The sequence below is a fragment of the Maribacter sp. R77961 genome (genome assembly GCF_044594925.1).
Classification (GTDB): Bacteria; Bacteroidota; Bacteroidia; order Flavobacteriales; family Flavobacteriaceae; genus Maribacter.
The window spans coordinates 3,196,105-3,218,768 of record NZ_CP138991.1 but is presented as its reverse complement, the minus strand read 5'-3'; the positions used below and the strand labels follow the sequence as shown (position 1 = coordinate 3,218,768).

At 39.5% G+C, this 22,664-nt stretch carries 16 protein-coding genes; 9 read left to right on the top strand and 7 right to left on the bottom strand.

Annotated elements, in window-relative coordinates; translation table 11 throughout:
- The 3 genes from SJY09_RS13780 to SJY09_RS13770 are packed head-to-tail and all read left to right on the top strand — an operon-like array spanning position 1 to position 2,381.
- Positions 1–771 (top strand): prolipoprotein diacylglyceryl transferase, encoded by a 771-nt coding sequence (locus SJY09_RS13780; protein WP_396636295.1) that lies wholly within the window; start codon positions 1–3, stop codon positions 769–771.
- On the top strand, positions 743–2,137 hold the full coding sequence (locus tag SJY09_RS13775) for a radical SAM protein (protein ID WP_396636294.1): 1,395 nt from the start codon (positions 743–745) through the stop codon (positions 2,135–2,137). The genes SJY09_RS13780 and SJY09_RS13775 overlap by 29 nt, the downstream gene beginning before the upstream one ends.
- A 40-nt stretch (positions 2,138–2,177) precedes the next feature.
- A complete protein-coding gene (locus SJY09_RS13770) occupies positions 2,178–2,381 on the top strand; it encodes a hypothetical protein (protein ID WP_396636293.1) in 204 nt (67 codons plus the stop codon).
- Here the strand turns inward: SJY09_RS13770 and SJY09_RS13765 are convergent, their stop codons facing one another.
- Entirely contained in the window at positions 2,382–4,787 is a 2,406-nt protein-coding gene (locus SJY09_RS13765) for a TonB-dependent receptor domain-containing protein (protein WP_396636292.1), read from the bottom strand. It abuts the gene before it with no gap.
- A gap of 87 nt (positions 4,788–4,874) precedes the next feature.
- A complete protein-coding gene (locus SJY09_RS13760) occupies positions 4,875–7,286 on the bottom strand; it encodes a TonB-dependent receptor domain-containing protein (protein ID WP_396636291.1) in 2,412 nt (803 codons plus the stop codon).
- 210 nt (positions 7,287–7,496) lie between these two features.
- Between SJY09_RS13760 and lepA the strand changes: the two genes are divergently transcribed.
- The gene (gene lepA / locus SJY09_RS13755; RefSeq protein ID WP_396636290.1) at positions 7,497–9,293 is read left to right on the top strand and encodes a translation elongation factor 4; all 1,797 of its coding nucleotides are present in this window, start codon (positions 7,497–7,499) and stop codon (positions 9,291–9,293) included.
- A gap of 70 nt (positions 9,294–9,363) precedes the next feature.
- On the opposite strand, the gene SJY09_RS13750 is transcribed toward lepA, so the two are convergent.
- Both SJY09_RS13750 and SJY09_RS13745 read right to left on the bottom strand, forming a co-directional pair.
- Positions 9,364–11,199: a cation:proton antiporter gene (locus SJY09_RS13750; RefSeq protein WP_396636289.1), complete on the bottom strand. Its 1,836-nt coding sequence runs from the start codon at positions 11,197–11,199 to the stop codon at positions 9,364–9,366.
- 103 nt (positions 11,200–11,302) lie between these two features.
- A complete protein-coding gene (locus tag SJY09_RS13745; RefSeq protein ID WP_396636288.1) occupies positions 11,303–13,618 on the bottom strand; it encodes an amino acid permease in 2,316 nt (771 codons plus the stop codon).
- Here SJY09_RS13745 and SJY09_RS13740 point away from each other — a divergent pair.
- The 5 genes from SJY09_RS13740 to SJY09_RS13720 are packed head-to-tail and all read left to right on the top strand — an operon-like array spanning position 13,617 to position 20,046.
- Positions 13,617–14,489, top strand: coding sequence for an MBL fold metallo-hydrolase (locus SJY09_RS13740; protein ID WP_396636287.1), 873 nt, complete (start codon positions 13,617–13,619; stop codon positions 14,487–14,489). The two genes, SJY09_RS13745 and SJY09_RS13740, sit on opposite strands and share 2 nt — an antisense overlap.
- Positions 14,490–14,534: 45 nt before the next feature.
- On the top strand, positions 14,535–16,169 hold the full coding sequence (locus SJY09_RS13735; protein ID WP_396636286.1) for a S8 family peptidase: 1,635 nt from the start codon (positions 14,535–14,537) through the stop codon (positions 16,167–16,169).
- Positions 16,170–16,178: 9 nt separating this feature from the next.
- Positions 16,179–18,044, top strand: a complete 1,866-nt coding sequence (locus SJY09_RS13730; RefSeq protein WP_396636285.1) for a M1 family metallopeptidase — start codon at positions 16,179–16,181, stop codon at positions 18,042–18,044.
- Positions 18,045–18,434: a ribonuclease P protein component gene (gene rnpA, locus SJY09_RS13725; protein ID WP_396636284.1), complete on the top strand. Its 390-nt coding sequence runs from the start codon at positions 18,045–18,047 to the stop codon at positions 18,432–18,434.
- Positions 18,418–20,046: a S41 family peptidase gene (locus SJY09_RS13720; RefSeq protein WP_396636283.1), complete on the top strand. Its 1,629-nt coding sequence runs from the start codon at positions 18,418–18,420 to the stop codon at positions 20,044–20,046. The genes rnpA and SJY09_RS13720 overlap by 17 nt, the downstream gene beginning before the upstream one ends.
- A 5-nt stretch (positions 20,047–20,051) precedes the next feature.
- Here SJY09_RS13720 and SJY09_RS13715 read toward each other — a convergent pair whose 3' ends face one another.
- Genes SJY09_RS13715 through SJY09_RS13705 form a run of 3 tightly spaced genes read right to left on the bottom strand, consistent with a single transcriptional unit; the run spans position 20,052 to position 22,594 of the window.
- Positions 20,052–20,597 carry a DinB family protein gene (locus SJY09_RS13715; RefSeq protein ID WP_396636282.1) on the bottom strand — a complete coding sequence of 182 codons (546 nt, stop codon included), beginning with the start codon at positions 20,595–20,597 and terminating at the stop codon, positions 20,052–20,054.
- A gap of 18 nt (positions 20,598–20,615) precedes the next feature.
- Positions 20,616–21,482 (bottom strand): DUF1080 domain-containing protein, encoded by an 867-nt coding sequence (locus tag SJY09_RS13710; RefSeq protein WP_396636281.1) that lies wholly within the window; start codon positions 21,480–21,482, stop codon positions 20,616–20,618.
- A gap of 5 nt (positions 21,483–21,487) precedes the next feature.
- Positions 21,488–22,594 carry an acyltransferase family protein gene (locus SJY09_RS13705; RefSeq protein WP_396636280.1) on the bottom strand — a complete coding sequence of 369 codons (1,107 nt, stop codon included), beginning with the start codon at positions 22,592–22,594 and terminating at the stop codon, positions 21,488–21,490.
- Positions 22,595–22,664 lie beyond the last annotated feature (70 nt).

Sequence of the window (22,664 nt, the reverse complement as noted above, 5' to 3'; positions counted from 1 at the left end):
GTGCTATTACTGACCATTCCATATGAGCCTGTTGTATTCGGCATAAAAATCAATGCGCATTTAGTGCTGGAATATCTGGCTTTTTTTATCGCTTTTAGGTACTACGTTTACTTACGAAAAAGAACTGCGGATACCATAGCGGACAACAACCGACTCTCTATCATCATCGGTGCTATATTCGGCGCTTTACTGTTCTCTAGGGTTGTGGCCTTTTTAGAAAACCCTATGTTGCACGTTGAACAGGGTTGGTTGTATCTCCTAAATAATAAAACCATCATGGGTGGGCTTTTCGGTGGGCTGCTAGGGGTGGAATTGGCAAAGAAAATCATCGGCGAGAAACAATCGTCCGGGGACCTTTTTACGCTCCCTATTATTTTAGGTATCGGCATTGGACGTTTGGGCTGTTTTTTAGCAGGAACCAAGGAGTTTACCTACGGTAGCGCGACTGCCTTTTTCTTAGGCATGGATTTAGGGGATGGGGTTCCTAGACATCCTATAGCGCTGTATGAAATGGTATTTCTTTTGCTGTTGTTCCTTCTTATCCGCCAGTTACAGCAGCGTGAAAAAAGTTGGTCCAAGGGCAGCTTCTTCAAACTGTTCATGGTCAGCTATTTTACCTTTCGCTTTTTCATGGAATTTTTAAAACCCAATTCTTATTTCATTCTAGGGCTAAGCAGCATCCAATATTTATGCTTAATTTGTCTGTTGTACTACTATAAATTTATCCTTAGAGGAGCTGCCCATGTCGCAAAAAAACTACACCTATTATGATTTTACCTTAAGCCTGTGTCCGGAATGTCTGAGAAGGGTTGATGCTAAAATCGTTTTTGAGAACGAAAATGTCTACATGCTAAAAAACTGTAAGGAACACGGCCGCTCTAAGGTTCTAATTGCGGACGACATTGAGTACTATAAAAATATCCGCAACTATAACAAGGCCTCTGAGTATCCAAAAACATTCAATACCCAAACCCATTATGGTTGCCCGTACGATTGCGGTCTTTGTCCCGATCATGAACAACATTCCTGCCTTACCGTGGTAGAGCTTACGGACCGTTGTAATCTTACCTGCCCTACCTGTTATGCAGGGTCTTCACCTTCCTACGGGCGGCACAGGACTTTGGAAGAAGTTAAAAAAATGCTGGATGTCATTGTAAAGAACGAAGGAGAACCCGACGTGGTGCAGCTCAGCGGTGGGGAACCTACCATACATCCACACTTCTTTGAAATAATGGATTATGCTAAAACCCTCCCTATCCGACATTTAATGCTGAATACCAACGGCATTAAAATTGCGAGGGATTTTGATTTTGCAAAGCGATTGGCCAGCTACGCACCGGATTTTGAAATTTACCTTCAGTTCGATTCCTTGGACAACAAGGTATTGCAAACCTTGCGCGGAGCCGATTTGGCGGAGACCCGATTAAAGGCCATTGAGCATTTGAACCAACTTAATCTCTCTACAACTTTGGTCGTTACCCTACAAAAAGGATTGAACGACCACGAAATGGGAGCCACAATAGATTTTGCCTTAAAACAAAAATGTATACGTGGGGTCACCTTTCAACCTACACAGATAGCTGGTAGGTTAGACAATTTTGAGGTCGATGAAAACAGGATTACCTTAACCGAAGTGCGAAGAAAAATATTGGAACAATCGCCCCTATTTGAACCGGACGATTTAATTCCCGTTCCCTGTAATCCTGATGCCTTGGTCATGGCCTACGCCCTTAAAATAGGGGATGACGCAAGTCCGCTGACCCGTTACATTAACCCTGAAGATTTGCTGAACGAGGGGAAAAATACCATCATCTACGAGCAAGATGAGCAGTTGCATGGTAAGATGATAGACCTATTCAGTACCGGCAATTCGGTTGAGAAAGCTTCCGAAAACCTAAAGAGCATTATGTGTTGCCTACCAGAGATAGACGCTCCAGAATTGGGTTATGACAACCTCTTTCGTATTATCATCATGCAATTTATAGATGCCCATAATTTTGATGTCAGGGCCATTAAGAAGTCTTGCGTTCATATTGTGAACAAAGACTATAAAATAATCCCCTTTGAAACCATGAATCTGTTTTATAGGGATGATAAGATTGAACGCCTTAGAGAACTTCAAAAAGAAAGTGTTTGATGAATCTCTTAGAAGTTGCACATTTTAATCCAGAAATCGTATGTTTTTAGAAGTAGGTAACTTAGACGGACTTGTAGCCGTAATTTTTTTGATTATGTTCGGCCCAGCATTGGTTCTAGGCGTCATAGGTATCATTCTTTTGGCCAAAGGGAAGAAAAAAGCGGGAAAAATATTTCTGATTTTAGCTGGCGTTTATCTTCTGGTAAGCCTCGGTGTTTGTGGTACTATGATGGGTGGTTTTTAATTAAATCCTGCTGCGTTCATCAACGCGTTTTCTTTTGTAATTATCCTTAATCCTAGTATTGCCAAACTTATATCGAAACCCAAAAACAAGAAGCCTGGTTTCTCTTCTAGAGGAGGTAGTGTTGTTTTGATTTGCGAATCTCCGCGTATAAAAATAGTTTCCTCCGTTAAAAATATCTTCAGCGGCCAATGAAATACTAGCGTTTTTGTTCCAAAAGGTTTTTCTAAAAGCCAATCCCAACCTACCTACTTCCTCCTGCCTAGCGTTTCCTTGAAACGTTGGAGCATAGTAGCTATAGTTTACGTCCATAAAAAATGATCTGTCTTCCAGTAGGGTAAAACTGTTCCGTAATCGCAGTAGCCCGGACCAAATAGAATTCACGAAAAATTCTCCCGTATCAAAATCCCTAAAACCGTTTTCCCTATTAAAAACGCTCAAAAGTGCATAGGAAGACCAGTAACTTGTCAGTTTTTTGTTAAATACGATATCCGCTCCGTAATTTCTATTACTATCCACATTCGTAGCTATAAATCGTAACAGATTGGCTTCGTTATCTTGAAATACCTGTTGTAGAAATTCATTCTTACGCTTGTAATAAAATGCCGTAAACGTATAGGTCTTGTCGTAAGTGTACGCTAGGGATATGGAGTTTCGTGTAGAGGGAATTAAATTGGGATTCCCTTCAACCGTAGTATTGTTACTTTGGAAATATTGAAAGGGATTCAGCCAATCGTACCTTGGTCTTGTAATACGTCTGTAATAATTAAGCTTAAAGGTATTTTTTTTGTTCACGGTATACAAGGCCGAAAATGAGGGGAAGAATTCCAAATACGAATTTTTAGTACGGATTGTACCGTTATCCAAATCCCCTAGGGTTTCGGTATACTCCGTTCTTAGTCCCGCTTTAAGCTTCCATTTTTCTAGATTATGGTCCATACTCACATACCCAGCGGAAATACGTTCGTCATATATAAAATTTCCTATTTCCGTTGGACTAACACCGGGCTGATTACTAGTAAAGCCTAGCTGCTCAATGGCATTATTGCTTTGAATGGTAGCGTAGCGTAAGCCCGTTTCAAAAGTAGTTGTCTTTCCTAGTGGCTTGGTATAGTCTAGTTGCGCGCTAAATAGGTTTGTTTTCTGATCAGACTGGGTGATGAAATCATTTTCTCCGGTCTGGTTCATGGCACCGTCAAAGAAATCAGTAGTAATATCTTGGTCCCTTGCATAGTTGTAATAGGTAAAATGCGTGTTAAAAGCCAATTGTTGCCCTTCCTCGTCTATATCATGTTTCCAGTCTAAATAATAGGAAGTGTTATAGTAATTGGCATCTGAATTATTAGTGGTGTTAAAGCTCGCATTCAATTGCCCTTGCGTATCTGCTATTTGCGTATCGGAATTTAGAAGTGTTACTCCATAGGGTCTTAATGAATTAATGGAGGAAAAACTTAAGGTGTTTTTATCATTTAACTGATAATCGAAGAAAAGATTGATGTTGTGTTGCTCGGTCCTTGATATATTCTGTTGCTCTGCCTGCCAAGTCTCATCTATGCTATTATTTTCAAAGAAATTAGTGATATCCGTGTAGCGCCTTAGGTTTTTGTTCTTCCTAAAGGAATAGTTTACGGAAAAATCTGTTCGCTTGCCCTTAAAGAAATGATCTGTTCCTAAGGTGTGTTTTGGAAAAACGCCTTGGGAAAACCGGTTGTAAACAGACCCATTGTAACCGGCAATAATATTTTTTTTCATTTTGATGTCTATCAAAAGACCTCCCTCTGCACTATATTTTGCGGGCGGATTAGTGATGACCTCGATAGCTTCTACATTACTTGCAGAACTACCAGAGAGCAGGTTTATAATATCACTTTCTGGTATATTTACCCTGCGCCCGTTCATCAGAACACTAATATTACCCGTGTTTTGAACAGTGATTTTATCGTTTATAATAACCACGCCAGGAGTGTTTTTTAGCACATCCCAGATATCACTGTCGGACAGGGCGGTATTGGCTATATTAAAAACATAACGGTCCGCCTTTTGTACCAATGTTGGTTTCTCATAGGTAACTACAACTTCCTCTAATTCTTGGGTTTTTTGACGTATGATCAGATTTCCAACATCCGTATCCGACTTTACGGAAAGTAATCGTACTTCAGAGGTATTTTCAATATAGCTTGCGTAGACTGTATAATCTCCGGGAAGAATTCCCTCTAATATAAATCTACCGTTTTCATCGGTAGAAGTACCTTTTATAGGCTTACCATCTTTTGACTCTAAGACTACATTGGCATAGAGCAAGGCGTTACGTTCCGCATCTAATACGGCGCCATAAATTCTATAATCTTGTGCACTTGTGAGGGAAACAAGAAACACAAAAATGGAAAGTAAATAAATATCCCTCTTCATCAAATGCGTAGGTATGCTTCAAATATAAAAAAGTTATTCGGAAATGTCTTACATGGTGTAAGAATACTTAAATTAGATAGCTACCTGCTACTCTTCAGCATTAAGGCGATCTCTTTCTATCTTGTCTATTTCCCTATCGTTATCCTCTAACCTGTAGTTTCCAAAATTATAGGTAAACCCAAAGCGAACATATTGTGTTTCTGGAATTGCCAGAAAATTATTATCCTGATTCAGGTATTTAGAAGTTACCCTACCATTCGCCTTTCCAAGAATATCATTAAAGGCCAAGCTAAGTAAAGCTCTCCTTTTCCATAGCGATTTTCGTAAACCAAAAGTGAGGTTGGTTGTCTCTGCCTGTATGTTAGAGCCCTCTAAAAAACCAGACAAGTAAGTAAGCCCTAGTTCGCCCTTTAAAGTGCCATCCTTAGATAGCGTCAAATAATTGGTAAGGTCTACATAGAACCCGTCAAATTCGTTGGTCGCGGGCACATTATTACTTTCCAAGGCCAAAAAAGTCTCATCTTCATGAAATATGGAGACATAGCTGTAGAGGTACCAGTTGTTGGTTATGGACTTTCCGTAATTAAAATCAAACCCATAGGAAGTGCTTTCCAGCACGTTTTGGGTAACGTCCCTTAAGATTTGGTTCTCATTATCCTGAAAAGTAAGAGTAGAGATATAATTACCATTATCCCTGTAGTATATATCGAAAAAGAATTCTTGTTTTAGGGTATAATTTAGATTGAAATTATTGCTAAAGTTTGGAAGTAGATTAGGGTTTCCTTCAAAGAAAATATTTTCGTTGACAAAGGTTCTAAAAGGATTCAAGTCTTCGTAACGAGGTCTTCTTAGTTTTCTAGAATAATCAAAAGCAAAGCTGTGATTTTCGTTCATATTATGCAGCACATAGAATGTTGGGAACAGCTCAAAATACGATAGCTCATTAATGGTAGAGAGTGCTACCGAATTACCGGAGCTCTCTGTTTGCTCCGCTCTTAACCCTGCTTTTAAACTCCATTTTTCCCAATCTTTTGAAAGGCTAAAATACCCTGCATAAACCTTTTCATCATATAAATAATTGTCTGATAAGTTGGCGTCCAATACCTGTCCGTTGTTCAAATCAAAATAATCCAATCTACTCTGAGAATCAATGAAAGATGCTTTTAAACCGGACTCAAAACTAACCGTGCCAAAAAGTGCGGCATAATCTAGTTGCGCCGTGCCAATTTCTATATCCTGCTGGGCATTGGTCAAAAAATTAAAGTCCCTGATGAAATCGCCATTTGGCAAAAAGTATTCGGAATTGGCCTCTTGTGAACGGGTTAAGTCAAAATTGGTGTAATGCCCATTCAATGTTAAGGAGCCATTCTCTTTAAATTGATGTTTGAATGTTAGGTCTGCCGATATATTGTTTTTAGTTTCATCTAAAAAACTCGCCGTTGTAAAGGTAGAATCTAAAACGCCTTGGCTATTTTTTATCAATGTGTTTTGAAAATTATTATAGGTGCGTTCTGGAGATAATTGCGCATTAGCCGTTAAACTTAATTCGTTCCTCTCATCAAAAGTATAATCTACAACTAGCCCGGCATTGTGCGTTTCAAATCTATTGGTTTTGTCAAAATCCGTTTCCCAAATAGAGAAAACGCCAGTATTATCCATGAAATTTGTAACACTTTCAAAACTCTTAAAATCCTTTCTTGGTGCAAAAGAATAGCTGGCATTCAAATTCAGTTTTTCTGTTTTATAAAAGTGAGATGTGCCTATATTGTATTTAGAGAAAACGCCTTGCGTATATGTGCTATTGATATTTCCTTTATATCCTAAGGATATATTTTTACTGGTAACGATATTCAGAACAGGACCTCCTTCTGCATCATATCTGGCAGGAGGGTTTCTGATAACCTCAACAGACTTTATATTTTCTCCCTGATAGTTTTCCAATAAATTCCTAACCTCCTCTGGGCTAAGTTGAACTTTTCGATCATTAATATAAATGGTTGCAGCCTGGTTTCGTATTTGAAGTTCATCCTGCATGGAGATTACCCCAGGAGTCTGCTGTAAAATTTCCCATGAGCTACTCTGGGATAGTACCGTATTTTCTACATTGAAGACCAACCGGTCTACTTTACGCTCCACAACCGGTCTAGCCGCCGTAACTACGACTTCATCCAATGCTTGAGCGTTTTGCGTAATAATTAAGGCGCCTATTTTCGTGTCCTTTGAAATATCCAAAGCCAAATTTTCAGATGTTTGTCCAATATAACTTGCCTTTAAAAAATAAAGCCCTTCGGAAATTTCTTCTAATAAAAAAAGACCGTTCTCATCCGCAGATGTTCCTTTTACCAATGTGGAATCTGTAGTGGCCAACAAAAAGACCGACGCAAATGGAATAGCGGTATTGGTGTTATCCTTAATTTCTCCCGACAGTGTATACGATTGGGATAAGACTCCTTGAGAAAATCCAAAGAGCACAGCAAAAAAAAGTAGTAACGGTTTCACTTCATGTTTGGGTTGAACATCAAATCTAACAAAATAATACCTCTTTTCTTTCAAAACCTGTAATCCCAAAGGCTTTTGTGATTCTTCATTGTCTTTTGATTTTGCCTGTTTCGGGGCAAAGTTTCGCTATAAATTAGATTATATTTGCAGTTGCTTCTAATAACTATACTTTATCAAGTTTTTATTCGTTGCATTACTTGTTCATACGCTATGAAAAACATTCGAAATTTTTGCATAATCGCACATATAGACCATGGTAAAAGTACCTTGGCAGACAGGCTCTTGGACTTTACAGGATCGGTAACCGAAAGGGAGAAAAAAGAACAACTCTTGGATAGTATGGATTTGGAACGTGAGCGTGGTATTACCATTAAGAGTCACGCCATTCAAATGGAGTACACTTACAAGGGAGAGGAGTACATTCTAAATTTAATAGATACTCCCGGCCATGTAGATTTCTCTTATGAAGTTTCTAGGTCTATTGCCGCTTGTGAAGGCGCTTTGTTGGTTGTAGATGCCGCTCAAAGCATTCAAGCTCAGACTATTAGCAATCTGTATTTAGCCCTAGAAAACGACTTGGAAATTATTCCGGTACTTAACAAAGTGGATTTGCCCAGTGCAAGTCCGGAAGAAGTTACGGATGATATTGTGGATCTTTTGGGTTGCGACGCAGAAGAAGTTATTCCTGCGAGTGCAAAAACAGGGATTGGCATCGAAGAGATACTTGCAGCTATTATAGAGCGTGTTCCTGCCCCGGAAGGAAATCCGGAGGAATCCTTACAAGCATTGGTGTTTGACTCGGTATATAATCCTTTCCGAGGAGTAGAAACCTATTTCAGGGTAATCAACGGGGAAATTAAAAAAGGACAGAAAATAAAATTTGTTGCTACCGATAACGATTACTTTGCCGACGAAGTAGGTACGCTTAAACTAGAACAACACCCGAAAAAAAGTATCAAAGCAGGAGATGTGGGATACCTTATTACCGGAATCAAAGATGCTAGAGAGGTAAAAGTTGGGGACACCATCACTGATGCTGCCAAACCTACGGAAAATGCTATCGCCGGTTTTGAAGATGTAAAACCCATGGTATTTGCCGGGATATATCCTGTTGATACCGAAGATTTTGAGGAGCTTAGGACTTCCATGGAAAAATTGCAATTAAATGATGCTTCCTTAGTTTTTGCGCCAGAAAGTAGTGCCGCTTTAGGTTTTGGTTTCCGTTGTGGCTTTTTGGGAATGCTTCATATGGAAATTATCCAGGAACGTTTAGAGCGCGAATTTAATATGACGGTAATCACTACCGTTCCCAACGTAAGTTATAATGCCTTTACACGCAGAGACCCTGAGAAGCCTATTATTGTTAATAACCCTTCTGATTTGCCAGACCCTTCTACCATTGATCGTGTGGAAGAACCCTATATAAAAGCGACCATTATTACAAAGTCAGACTTTGTTGGAAATGTAATGTCGCTCTGTATTGAAAAGAGAGGTCAGATCACCAATCAGACCTACTTAACAACGGAACGTGTTGAGCTGAATTTTGATATGCCACTGGCGGAAATTGTTTTTGATTTCTATGATCGACTCAAAACGGTATCCAAAGGGTACGCTTCGTTCGATTATGCTCCGATTGGTATGCGAACCTCCAAACTAGTGCGTGTAGACATCTTATTGAATGCACAACCCGTGGACGCCTTATCTGCCCTTATACATGCAGACAACGCCGTTACCATAGGTAAAAAGATGTGTGAAAAACTAAAAGAGCTTATCCCTAGACAACAGTTCGATATTCCAATACAGGCTGCAATCGGTTCTAAAATTATCTCTAGGGAGACCACAAAAGCATTGCGTAAAGATGTAACCGCCAAATGTTATGGTGGTGATATTTCTAGAAAACGTAAGCTTTTGGAAAAGCAGAAAAAAGGTAAAAAACGTATGCGTCAGGTTGGTAATGTAGAAGTGCCGCAAGAAGCGTTTATGGCTGTTTTAAAGCTCAACGATTAGCGTAATAGATAATACCTCTAAATCCTCATCATGGTATTATTAAAGAGCAACCCTACCTAAAAAGTAGTTTTTACGCCGTATTTTTCATAGGAAACATTTTACCTAAATACGCCAATTTATATCCCTCCTGTATTTCCGTAAAATCTTCGCTAAAGGCCGGAATAATTTCAATTACCCCTTCTGGGCTCCTTAAAAATAAGGGAATAATAGCGTCGTCTTTCTTGGTGATTTCTATAAGTTCTTTATAGTGCTCTGCGCTCCTTAATTCTATCTCATGAATGGTAGGGTTATTTCTAGCCGCTTGCGATAATCGTATATAGTCGTCCGTATGTGAAAAAAGCCCTTCCTTTGGATTATTTTCTGGGTCTTTCATCTCATCCGGTGTCACTAACCTAAAAGAGCCATTTTCCCCAAATTGATTTTTAAACTTGTTCAAGGCAAATTTATTAATGTCCACGTTGCCCGTTAGGGCCATTAGAAAACCTACATCGTTCAATTCTATATTATTGGAAAGGGAATCGGAATAAATATTCGCATTAAATGCTTCCAACCCTTTTTTCTTTGCTTTTTCTATATTGTCACGGTTGCTATCTATCAGTACCACATGGCGGTTATTCTCTTGTAAATAGTTTCCGATTAAACGCGAAACCTTGCATGCCCCGACAATTAAGATGCCTTCGGATTTCTTTAAGAAGACACCAACCAATTTTGCGAATATTCTAGCCGTGGTCGCATTCAATAAAACAGTGCCCAATACAATCATAAACACCAATGGTGTTATGTATTCCGCACCCGGTTCTCCCCTTGATAACAATTTAGACCCAAAAAGCGAAGCTATACCCGCCGCAACAATACCTCTAGGACCCACCCAACTAATGAACAGTTTTTCATTGAATTTGAGATTGGATCCTTGGGCGCTGAGAAATACGCCTATAGGTCTTATCAAGAAAACAATAACAGCAAAAAGCGCTACAGTTTTCCAGTTATAAATAAGTTCTAAATCGGACATATTGATATTGGCCGCCAACAATATGAAAAGTATGGAAATTAAAAGAACACTTAAAGACTCCTTAAAATACAGTAGTTCCTTAATGTTAGGCAAATTCATATTGCCCATAACCATCCCCATAACTACCACTGCCAAAAGCCCGGACTCATGAGCAAAAATATCTGACTCTACAAAGACCAAAAGCACCACGGAAAGTGATACCACGTTTAAAAGATAGTGTGGAATAAAATTCTTTTTAATAGCAAAGGCCAGTGCGTGGGCAAAGGTGAATCCGAAGGTGAATCCAAATAAAAGGATCTTTCCAAATTCTATTAATGCCGTTAAAGTGTAACCTTGTCCCTCCCCAACACTTATAAATTCAAATACGAGAACAGCAGCCAATGCGCCTATGGGGTCTATGAGAATTCCTTCCCATTTTAACACCGCCGAAACATCCTTTTTCAATGGAATATTTCTTAAAATCGGTGTAATTACCGTGGGTCCCGTTACAATAATCAACGCTGAGAATAAAAATGAAATTTGCCAATTAAGACCAAAAATATAATGCGCTGCCACACCCGCACCAAAAAAAGTTACCACACTTCCTAGCGTAATCAATTTGGTAATCATTGGGCCCACGTTTCTAATTTCTGAACGTTTTAAAGTAAGACCTCCCTCAAAAAGAATAATACTTATGGCAAGTGAAACAAAATAGTATAAACCTTCTCCAGGAAAAAGACCCTTTTCACCATTCCAAATAGGCTCTATTAATTTACCGCCATCTTCTGTAAACAACGTTGCTATTGGCCCAACTAAGAGCCCTATTAAAATCAATGGTAATATTGCAGGTAATTTTAAGCGCCAAGCTACCCATTGCGCAATAATTCCCAAAATTATAATCCCCGCTAGTTCTAGCATTAAAACAGTTTTTAGTAAAAATAGTAAATATAAAGGGAGTTATTTCAAAATGAGACACCCCTCGTATCATCTACGCTGCAATCTTCATCAAAATTAGAAATCGCTAATCGCGCATGGTAAGACGTAGAACAGAACAGGCAGACTTTTCCGTAAACTTGTCCTTTCCTGTTCCGAATAACACACTGATCCAATTATCTTTCTGTGGAGTTCCTAGAATTAATAAATCAAAACTGGCCGAGGCTTTGGATATCGCAGCAATAGAATCATCACTCTTTTGAACGAAAACAACGCCATCAGTTTCTACTTTGGTCAACAATTTTTTAGATTTTTTCTTCATTCCGGTAATTTCCTCCTCGGTAGTTTTTTCCGGCACAACGTGCAACAGTGTCAAAGAGGCTCCATAAAATTTACATATCCTATCGGCCACAGCAATAAAATTCTTCTCTTTTCTACCCGGTCTTAAGGGTAATAATACTTTGCTGATATACCGAACACCATTATCCTTGAAAAGGGCAAAATCAGAATTGATATGGGTCAGTAACCATCCCACAGGGTTGCTTACAAGAATACCGCTGTGCGCCCTGCCGTTCCAACCCATTACCAACCAATCGCAATGTGTCTGGTTACTAAGCTCGTGTATGGTATCTGACATTTCATGAGTTACGACAGCCTCAAAATCAATGGAGATATCTTTGGATACCGCCAAACTGGCAATTCTTCTATCCAACGAAGTTACCTGCGGATTCTCCTCTTCTTCAAAGGCATCCAAAAAAGTCTGGTTCGGTACTTCCGTAATGTTTACGGCCTGTATTTTATCCCTTTTATTAATAGCTGCGGCGATTTCCACCAACATCTCAGCAGATTTTTCATTTCCTAAAAGCGGCACCACCACTCCGGCATTAGAGACTAATTGTCCGTCTAGATTCTGTTCTGCGATAGGTTGGTTTTTTCTGTAAGCCAGTTGTTCTCTTTTCTTACGTTTATAAAAAAGATACAATGCAGGACGATGACCATATTTCCTAAGGATTCCCGTTCGGGTCGCATTCTTTCCAAACCTTAAATAAATAAGCAGACCAAGAACGAATATAGCTACTATTGCAAGTAAAGGACCTAGGCCTAGAAATACAAGTAATGCTATTCCCGTGCCTATTCCAAAAAGTTGTAAAGCTGGATATAAAGGTGATCTATAAGGCGGATTATACCACTGTGCGGCAGTCTCCCTGAGCACGATGACACAGGCATTCACCAATATGAACATCATTACCATAAACGCACTGGCTAATTTTGCAATCTTCTCTACATCAAGAAATAAAATTACCATGGCCATCGCGAAACAGGTCATGATTATAGTAACAACAGGTGTTAAATAACGCGAGTGGATCTTGGCCATAAAGCTTGGTAGCAACTTATCGATAGCCATGGCAAAAGGAAATCTGGAAGATGCTAAAACTCCTGAATTTGCCATAGAAATTAATGTTACTATTCCTATTAGGGCTGCAGCATAACCCACATATTTACCTCCCAATAAATTAGATATGGTATAGATGGGCTTAATATCTGTACCTAATGATTTTAAAGGAATGTTCCCCACCAAAACAAAGGCCACAAAAACATAAATTGAGGTCATAATAAGTAAGGAAAGAATCATTGCTCTAGGCAAATTTTTACTTGGATTCTTTATCTCACCGGCAATTGCAGCAACTTTGGTGACTCCTGCATAAGAGATATAAACAAATGCCACTGTGGAGAAAAGACCCATATTCCCTTCCAATAAAAAAGGTTCTAAAAGTTCAGGTGATGTTTTAGGTAGGCCAAAAATTAAAATTAGCGCAAGCGTAACAAGGCTAATGGTCACGATGACAATCTGCACCTTCCCCACCTTTTTAACGCCTAGAATATTTAGAAAAAGGATTATAGCCAAAAAAATCAAGGCGATATACTTCGTTAATCCTGGAGCTATATTCACTAAAATGGATAAATATGCCCCGAAACCTACTAGCGCAAAGGCACTTTTAAACAGCAATGACAACCATAAGCCTATACCGGCTATGGTACCAAGAAGCGGTCCAAATGCCCGTTCAATGTATACGTAAGTGCCTCCTGAAGAGGGCATTGCGGTGGCCAACTCCGATTTAGACAGTGCAGCAGGCAATATACAAACAGCTGCCAATAAATAGGCAAGCCATATGGACGAACCGGTTTTGGCGGCCGCCAAACCTGGCAGCACAAAGATTCCGCTACCCAACATACCTCCAATACTAATGGCAATGACAGAGGTAAGCGATAGACTACGTTCTAATTTTTTCAAATCCTTAAGTTGGTTGGAGGATAAAAATAGCCTTTTTAATGTAAACTCTAAATGATAATATATTCTTAATAATCTTAGGTTTTCATTAGGTTTTATTATTTTGCCCTTCATGGAAATTTTTCCCGTAGAAACTGGTAATTTTAAATTAGATGGTGGAGCTATGTTTGGAGTGGTTCCTAAAACCATTTGGCAAAAAACAAACCCCGCAGATGCCAATAATCTCATCGATATCGCCGCAAGAAGTCTATTGATTGAAGATGGTAATCGTCTTATTCTTATAGACACTGGTATGGGCAACAAGCAGTCTGACAAGTTTTTTGGCTACTATTACCGTTGGGGTGATTTTTCATTGGAGAATTCCCTGAAAAAACTGGGATTTCATAGCGACGATATTACCGATGTCTTTATGACACATCTGCACTTTGACCATTGCGGTGGTTGTATTCAGTGGAACAAGAACAGAACAGGTTATGAACCTGCATTCAAAAATGCACATTTTTGGACAAACAAAAACCATTGGCAATGGGCTACAGTACCGAATGCTAGGGAAAAGGCTTCTTTTCTAAAGGAAAACCTATTGCCCATGGAAGAAAGTGGACATTTAAAGTTCATTGCGCTCCCGAACACGGGACCAGAAAAAGCTTTTAAGGAATCCTCAGCACTTAATTTTGGAATACGTTTCGTGGATGGCCATACCGAAAAGCAGATGTTACCTCAAATTAAGTATAAAGGAAAAACCATAGTATTTGTTGCGGATTTAATCCCTACGGTAGGGCACATTCCATTACCTTATGTCATCGGCTATGATACACGCCCACTACTTACCCTTTCTGAAAAGGAACTCTTCTTAAACCAAGCCGTGGAAGATGAAATGTATCTGTTCTTTGAACATGATGCGCATAATGAGCTTTGCACCCTAAAACAAACGGAAAAAGGGGTGCGCTTGGACAATACATTTACCTTCAACGAAATTTTCAAATAACACCATTAATACATAATAAAAAACACTAATTAAAATAGCTATCTTATGAAACGTACATTTTCTAAATCGGTCTTCTTTTTTGCCATGACAACGCTCATGCTAAGTTGTGGTAGCACGGGAGGTTTGATTCTAACCCCTGTAGAAAATATTGATACTACACCGCTTAAAATTTCTGAACTGACTAAGGCGGAAAAGCAAAATTGGGGTCATTTGGATTTAATTACAGATACCATTCCTGGAATGAGCGTGGATAAGGCCTATGAGGATATCATTAAAAACAAAAAGGGGAGTAAGGTCATTGTTGCGGTCCTTGATTCAGGAATAGATTTAGACCATGAAGATTTAGATGGTGTGCTTTGGACCAATACCAAGGAAAGACCAGGCAATAATAAGGATGATGATGGAAATGGATACGTAGACGACATTCATGGGTATAATTTTTTAGGAGAATCCTATAATGAACAGCTAGAATATGTTCGTATGCTTCGCCTGAACATTGGCGACCAAGCAACGCTAGCAAAGGCAAAGGCAAAACTGGACAAGGAATACAATGAGGCACTTCAGAACAAACAACAGTATGAGCAAATTTTGCAAGCAGTAAAAGGAGCAGATACGGCGGTAAAAAAGCATTTAGGCAAAACCACATATACTAAAGCAGAGGTAAACGCCATTAAAGCTGCAGACGAGGCTATGCAGCGCAACAAAGCTATTCTCGCACAGATGTTCACCATTAAAGAAACTATACCGGAAGTGCTTGAGGAATTAGGCGATGGGTTAAAATATTTTACAGAACAGCTTAATTATAACCTCAACAAAGATTTTGATGGTAGAAAAGTTGTAGGAGATGACCCTTATAATTGGAATGATACCAATTATGGTAACGGAAATCCGGATAGCCGTGTAGCGGATGAAAGTCACGGTACTCATGTAGCTGGTATAATTGCGGCAGAGCGAAATAATGGCAAGGGCGCTAATGGTGTTGCCAACAACGTGGCCATAATGAGCATACGTGCCGTACCGAACGGAGATGAGTATGACAAAGATATCGCCCTGGGTATAAGGTATGCTGTAGATAATGGCGCTAAGGTCATCAACGGTAGTTTTGGAAAATCCTTTTCTCCAAATGCACAATGGGTGTACGATGCCATAAAGTACGCTGCAGATAAGGATGTCCTTTTTGTTCATGCCGCAGGTAACGATGGTGCGGATTTAGATGACCCTTCCAATCCCAATTACCCTAACGATCAGGTGAACAATGGTCCGGAAATCTCCAACAACGTCATTACGGTAGGGGCTATAGACCCAAAATACGGTTCAGAATTGTTAGCCTCTTATTCTAATTATGGTAAGATTAATGTAGATATATTCGCTCCCGGAACGGATATTTATTCTGCATACCCGGACAATACCTATGAGTATTCTCCAGGTACGTCAATGGCTGCACCGGCAGTAGCAGGATTGGCCGCCTTGTTATTTTCCCAATACCCTAACCTATCCGCAGCTCAGGTTAAAAAAATAATTTTAAAATCTGGACTGCCAATAAAAGCAAAGGTGGTTTTAGGTGGTGATGTATCAAAAAGTGCGAACTTAAGGGATATATCCACTTCTGGGAAAATCGCAAATGCCTATAATGCACTTATTATGGCCAGTCAAGTAAGTAAAGGTCAAATTCAATTATAAACAATGAAAATGAAAAACATAAACTTCGTTATAACACTGTTGTTTTTTCAAGTAGGATTACTATCCTTAACAGCACAGAATCAAACCAATTATTGGCAACAACATGTAGACTACACCATGGAAGTAGCCATGGATGTGGAGAACTATCAGTATAGCGGCACCCAAAAATTAGTTTATACCAATAATTCTCCAGAGTCCTTGAATCGGGTTTTTTACCATCTTTATTTCAATGCCTTTCAACCCGGCAGTGAAATGGACATTAGGCTACAACATATAGCCGACCCTGACGATAGAATGACTACTACTGAAAAAGCAAGTAGAATTGCTTCGCTAACTGAAAGTGAAATGGGCTACTTACATGTTACGGCATTAACCCAGGATGGAGCAAAAGTAACCTTCAACGAAGAGGGTACCGTATTAGTAGTTGATTTAGCGAAGCCGATACCCTCAGGAGGCAAGACAACTTTTGAAATGTCCTTCAACGGACAAGTTCCGTTACAGATCAGAAGATCTGGTAGAAATAGCAGCGAAGGTGTTGCGCTTTCCATGAGCCAGTGGTATCCTAAATTAGCGGAATACGACTTTGAAGGTTGGCATGCAGACCCTTATATCGCAAGGGAGTTTCATGGTGTTTGGGGTGATTTTGACGTAAAGTTGACCTTGGACAAAACATACACTGTAGGAGGCACTGGTTACCTGCAGAACCCACAAGAAATTGGGCATGGTTATGAAGTCCCAGGAAGTAAAGTAAAAAAACAAAAAGGGAAAACCCTTACCTGGCATTTTAAAGCGCCCATGGTACATGATTTCATGTGGGCGGCAGACCCAGAATACCTTCATGACACCCTACAAGTAGAAAATGGGCCAATGCTTCATTTCCTATATAAGAACAATCCAAGTATTATAGAGAACTGGAAAAAGCTTCAGCCAAAAACGGCGGCGGCCATGCAGTTTTTCAATAAGAATGTAGGGCCTTACCCTTATGAGCAATATTCTGTTATCCACGGAGGTGATGGTGGTATGGAGTACGCCATGAGTACTTTAATTACTGGTGAACGTAAATTTGGAAGCCTTGTAGGTGTTATGGCACATGAAATGGCACATTCTTGGTTTCAACACGTTTTAGCAACCAATGAAGCCAAACATGAATGGATGGACGAAGGTTTTACGTCTTTTATTTCTAATCTCTGTATGAACGAGATAATGGACCAAAACAAGGATAATCCTTTTTTAAACTCCTACAAGGGTTATTTTAATCTGGCGCTATCCGGGAAAGAACAACCACAAACTACCCACGCCGACCGCTATGCACTGAATTATGCCTATGGTATATCCGCCTACAGTAAAGGATCTGTCTTTCTAGCACAGCTGGGATATCTCATCGGTCAGGATAAGTTAATGGAAACCCTTAGAAAATACTATGCAGACTTTAAATTTAAACACCCGGTACCCAATGATATCAAACGGACGGCAGAGAAGGTATCAGGAATGGAGCTAGACTGGTACCTAACGGATTGGACCCAAACCACAAACACCATTGACTACGGAATTAAGGAGGTAGTTGCAGATGCTGAAACAACTAAAATAACCTTAGAACGCATTGGGCTAATGCCGATGCCTCAAGATGTTTTGGTCGTTTACAATGACGATACACAAGAAACCTTTTACGCTCCTTTACGTATGATGCGTGGCGAAAAAGAGAATCCTTATGGGCAAATTAAAAGAACCGTGCTGCCAGATTGGCCTTGGGCATACCCAACTTATGAGTTTAAGATTAACAAACCCTTATCAAGTATAAAGGCTATTGTTCTAGACCCATCCCAATTAATGGCAGATGTGAATAAAGAAAATAATGTTTGGCAGGCTCAGGAATAAATGATTAAAAAGGCCAACGCTTATGGTAGCAAAGAAAAGCTAAAGAACAAGGAGCGTATTACGCAATTGTTCGAGGAGGGAAAGGTGTTAAAAGCATATCCTTTAAAGCTTATCTATTTAAGAGTTGAAGAACAAGATGTAGCCATAAAAGCAGGTGTAGCCGTGCCTAAGAGAAATTTTAAAAGTGCGGTAAAACGGAATCGCATCAAAAGATTAATGCGCGAAGCTTACAGGCTCAATAAAGGCCTGGTTTTTAACAATACTCAACGCAACTTTGCGTTTCTATTTTTATACCTTGGTAAAGAAATGCCTTCTTCTGAGCAAATAGCGCTAAAAATGAAGCTTCTTTTGAATAATTTTAACGTCCAAAAACATGAAAAAAGCACTTAGTAAAAAAGTTATAATTCCTATTATAGCCATTGCCTTTCTATTTTTTGGAAGTAGTTTCAAGAGTGACTTCTTTGAGATTGCCAAACAAATAGAAATCTTCACCACGCTCTTTAAGGAGCTTAATATGAATTATGTGGATGAGACCAATCCTGCAGAACTGATGGATACCGCCATTAAGAATATGCTAGAAGGTTTGGACCCGTATACTAAATTTTTGAACGAGCAGGATGTTGAAGCCTATCGCATTAACAATGCTGGGGAGTATTCTGGCATAGGTGCTCTGGTTCGCTCTTACAAGGACAAGTTATTGATTATTGAGCCCCATCAGGGTTACCCGGCGGATAAAGCAGGCCTAAAAGCAGGGGATCAAATTATTCAAATCGGTGATATTAAAGTTGCCGATTTTGATGACAATGCCAGTGAGTTGTTAAAAGGTGCAAACGGCACTACCGTTTCCATTATCTACAAGAGACAGGGTAAAATAAGTAGCACCTCCATTAAACGAGAAGGCATAGAAGTAGACGCTGTTCCGTTTTATAGTATGATAGATGACAAGACAGGCTATATTGTACTTGCTAAATTTAACGCTAAAGCTTCTTCGCAAACAAAATCGGCCCTATTGGATCTTAAGGGAAAAGGTGCTGAAAAAATTGTGCTTGACCTGCGGGACAATCCAGGAGGATTGCTTTCAGAAGCCATTAACGTAACTAATCTCTTTGTGCCTAAGGGAGAGCTCGTCGTTACCACAAAATCCAAGGTAAAGAAATTCAATAGGGAATACAGAACTACCAATAAAGCGGTAGACAAGGAGATTCCATTAGTCGTTTTAGTAAACGGCAGTAGTGCTTCCGCAAGTGAAATCGTATCAGGAAGTCTTCAGGATTTGGACAGAGCCGTAATAATGGGAGCTCGTAGTTTTGGAAAAGGCCTTGTTCAGCGCCCCCTAAAACTTACCTATGGAACACAACTAAAAGTTACCATCTCTAGATATTACACCTCATCGGGGCGTTGTATACAAGCTTTAGATTATTGGAACAGGGATGATAACGGTCAAGCGGTTCGAAATACGAAATTCAATGACTTTACAACACGCAATGGTCGGAAGGTACAAGACGGCGGTGGTGTGCTTCCAGATTTGGAAGTTGCTGCGGTAAAAACCAATGACCTTACTAGGGCCTTGCTTCAAAACAATGTCATTTTTGATTACGCTACCGACTATCATTATAGCCATAGTCTAAATGATATTTCGGATTTTAAATTCAGTAATTCTGACTTTACCGCCTTTAAGACTTATGTAAGAAAAAGCAATTTTTCTTTTGAGACCAAAGCGGAAGAGGCTATAAAAAAAGCACTTACAGGAGAGGAAAACGATTTCTTAGGCACAGCGGTCAAGGATAGTTATAAAACCCTTTTGGCCAATATTGAAAAGGGCAAGATAAACGCCCTTGATAAATTTCAAGGTGAGATACAGAAAAATCTAGAGGATGAAATTGTTAAGCGTTATTTTTATAGAGATGGCCTTTATAAATATTACCTGAACAATGATGACGCTATTCTTGCGGCTACAGAATTACTAAACAATACGAGTAAATACTCACAAATTTTAAACTGATAAAATCACCAGGTATATTCTGGAGGGTCAATACCGTTCATTCTTAAATACAGGTTTGCTTTTGCCCTATGGTTGGTGAGATGGTCTTGTACATAAAATAAGGCAAAAGCACGGCTTACTGTATTTCCGCTATGGTACATTTTACAGGTTTCGTCCAGTGTTTTTTGCTCCACGGTACGTACCACATCTGCGGTGTAATCAAAACCTTGTTCCAATAACTTTATAATCTCTTTCTTATTCATTTTACTGGCATCCGGTGTATTTGGTTTTACTTCTTGTCCTTGTACATACCTTCTGGTCAATAACTCAATCGTATAACCAATATGAACTATTTGCTCACCAAAAGTTTTACTTTTCGCAGTAGGCTGGTAGCTGTATAGTTCCTCTGGCATCGCTTGGGCCACCTCTAAACAATGTGATCTAGCTTCTAACCATACGGGCAGGTACATCTTAGTGAAATCTGTTTTGGGTGGAATTTCCTGTTGTGCATTTGCCATATGGCATAGCAGAGCGGTAATGGTGCATGTGTATAGGCGGATTATTCTTTTCATAATACTGTTTTAGAATTATTAAAATACACAGTGAGCTGCATTTGATTTGATATAGTGCTCGCTATAGTTTTTGGCCTTTGGATTCATACAGCCTTCTAAGTTTTTAATTTTGATGTTCCTAAAATCTATAGGCTGACCTTCGCTCTGCAATGCGATAAATCCTTTTTTTAGTGAAGTGCCGTCCTTTTTCATATCCGGGTCATACCTTTCTACCACCTCACCACCTATCTGTGGTTTCGTATATTCCAGTACTTTCTTACCATTTATAAAATGGCTTACCAATGAATCACCAAGGACTATAAGTTCCGCTTTTATCCAGTTGGAGCCGTAATAGGTATCGGAACTAGACCTTATGCAATGCCTATCGTCTATTTTTCCTTTAAATACCACATCGGTCCCCGGCGAACACATATTTCCTGTAGGGCGTTCTTTTCCATCATCCAAGCCCGCCAAAAACTGCATTTCTACCGATATAGGCCAATTCTGTTCCTTTAACATGGTCCTTGGGTCTTGCGAATGAAACATGACCCCACTGTTCTTCTCAACAAAAACGGGCGCTCCGGGATGTACATCTCCCACAAACCGATATTCCATAGACAAATGAAAGTAGCCATAAGGCTCATCATAATACAAATGTCCAAAGCGATCATTAAAATCTCCCTCATAGGCATCGTAACGCACTTTTATAATACCGCCCTCTGCACGAAAGGTATTGCCATGATTATCGCCTACCTCATAATGATGAATCTTGGTCGTCCAACCTTCTAGATTTTCTCCGTTGAAAAGTGATTTCCAATCCTGTTCCACTTTCAATTTCTTGCTAGAACCACAACTTAAAAAGGAAACACCTAGAAACAAACACCCTATTATTTTTATCGCTCTCATAACTATTAAACTTTAAAATATATTTTATGCTTATCCAGGAAGTAGGTAATATACCAGAACATAAATAGTACCACTAGGGCGTTAATTAGGGCTGCCCAATCTGCTGGAACTCCTATGGGTTTTAAAAGTCCGTTGGTCCAAATGGCACCAAAATCACGAAACCACTGTACCCCAACTGTTTCTGAAAACAGGTAAATGAAAATGGCATTAGTACCCACTACAGAAAAAACACGCAACCATTTTGTCCTATACCCCTTAATATCTATGCTCCAATAGAAAAAGGTGAGGGTTAAAATAGCAAAACCTCCAGAGACCAAGGTAAAAGACGTGGTAGCTATGCGTTTAATAATAGGTGTTATTTGCAATACATCTATTGTATACCCCAGAATAAGCACTATGGTACCATACACCAAGAACACTTTTAGTTTTTCTTTTGTGGGTTTATGAGATAGCAAAACTTGTCCACAAACCACGCCCCAGATGGTATGTGCTGCCGTTGGTATCCAATTTACAAATACCCAATACCCGCTATCTACTTTACCCATAACCAACATGTCTATAAAAGACCCGAAATTCTGATGCCCTTGTAGGTATGGGCTGGTTGGGTCATAGACTCTATAAAGCACCTCGGTCATAACCAACAATCCAACCGATGCCAATACTTGTGTTTTCATGGGAAACCTCATCAAGGTATAGGCAATAAGAATGGTAAAAGCGAGCTGTACCAACACATTCCACAGCTCCCAAACTAAAGCTTGGTTGTACACACAATGTAATAAAACTCCAAAAATAAAGAGTAACAGACAACGTCTTAATATGTGTTTTGTTACCATTTTATTGTTCCCTGCAACAAGTCTTTTTCTAAGGGAAAATGGCATTGCCACCCCAACGATGAACATAAAGAACGGTTGTATCAGGTCCCAAAAATGAAGGCCGTTCCAAGGATGGTGGTGCAGTTGAAGCGCAATACTAGAAAACATAGTTCCCTTGGTTACTACAGAAAAGTTGTGATGAAAGCCAGCGGCCTCTGCTATGAGTAACAACATGATTGTTCCGCGGAAAACATCTAAAGAATATAATCGTTTGGAAACATTCTCGGCAAACTGGGACACTGCAGTGCTGGTTTATTGGTTTGCACTAAATATACTTATAAATCATTACTTTTAACTTTCCCCTGTAAGG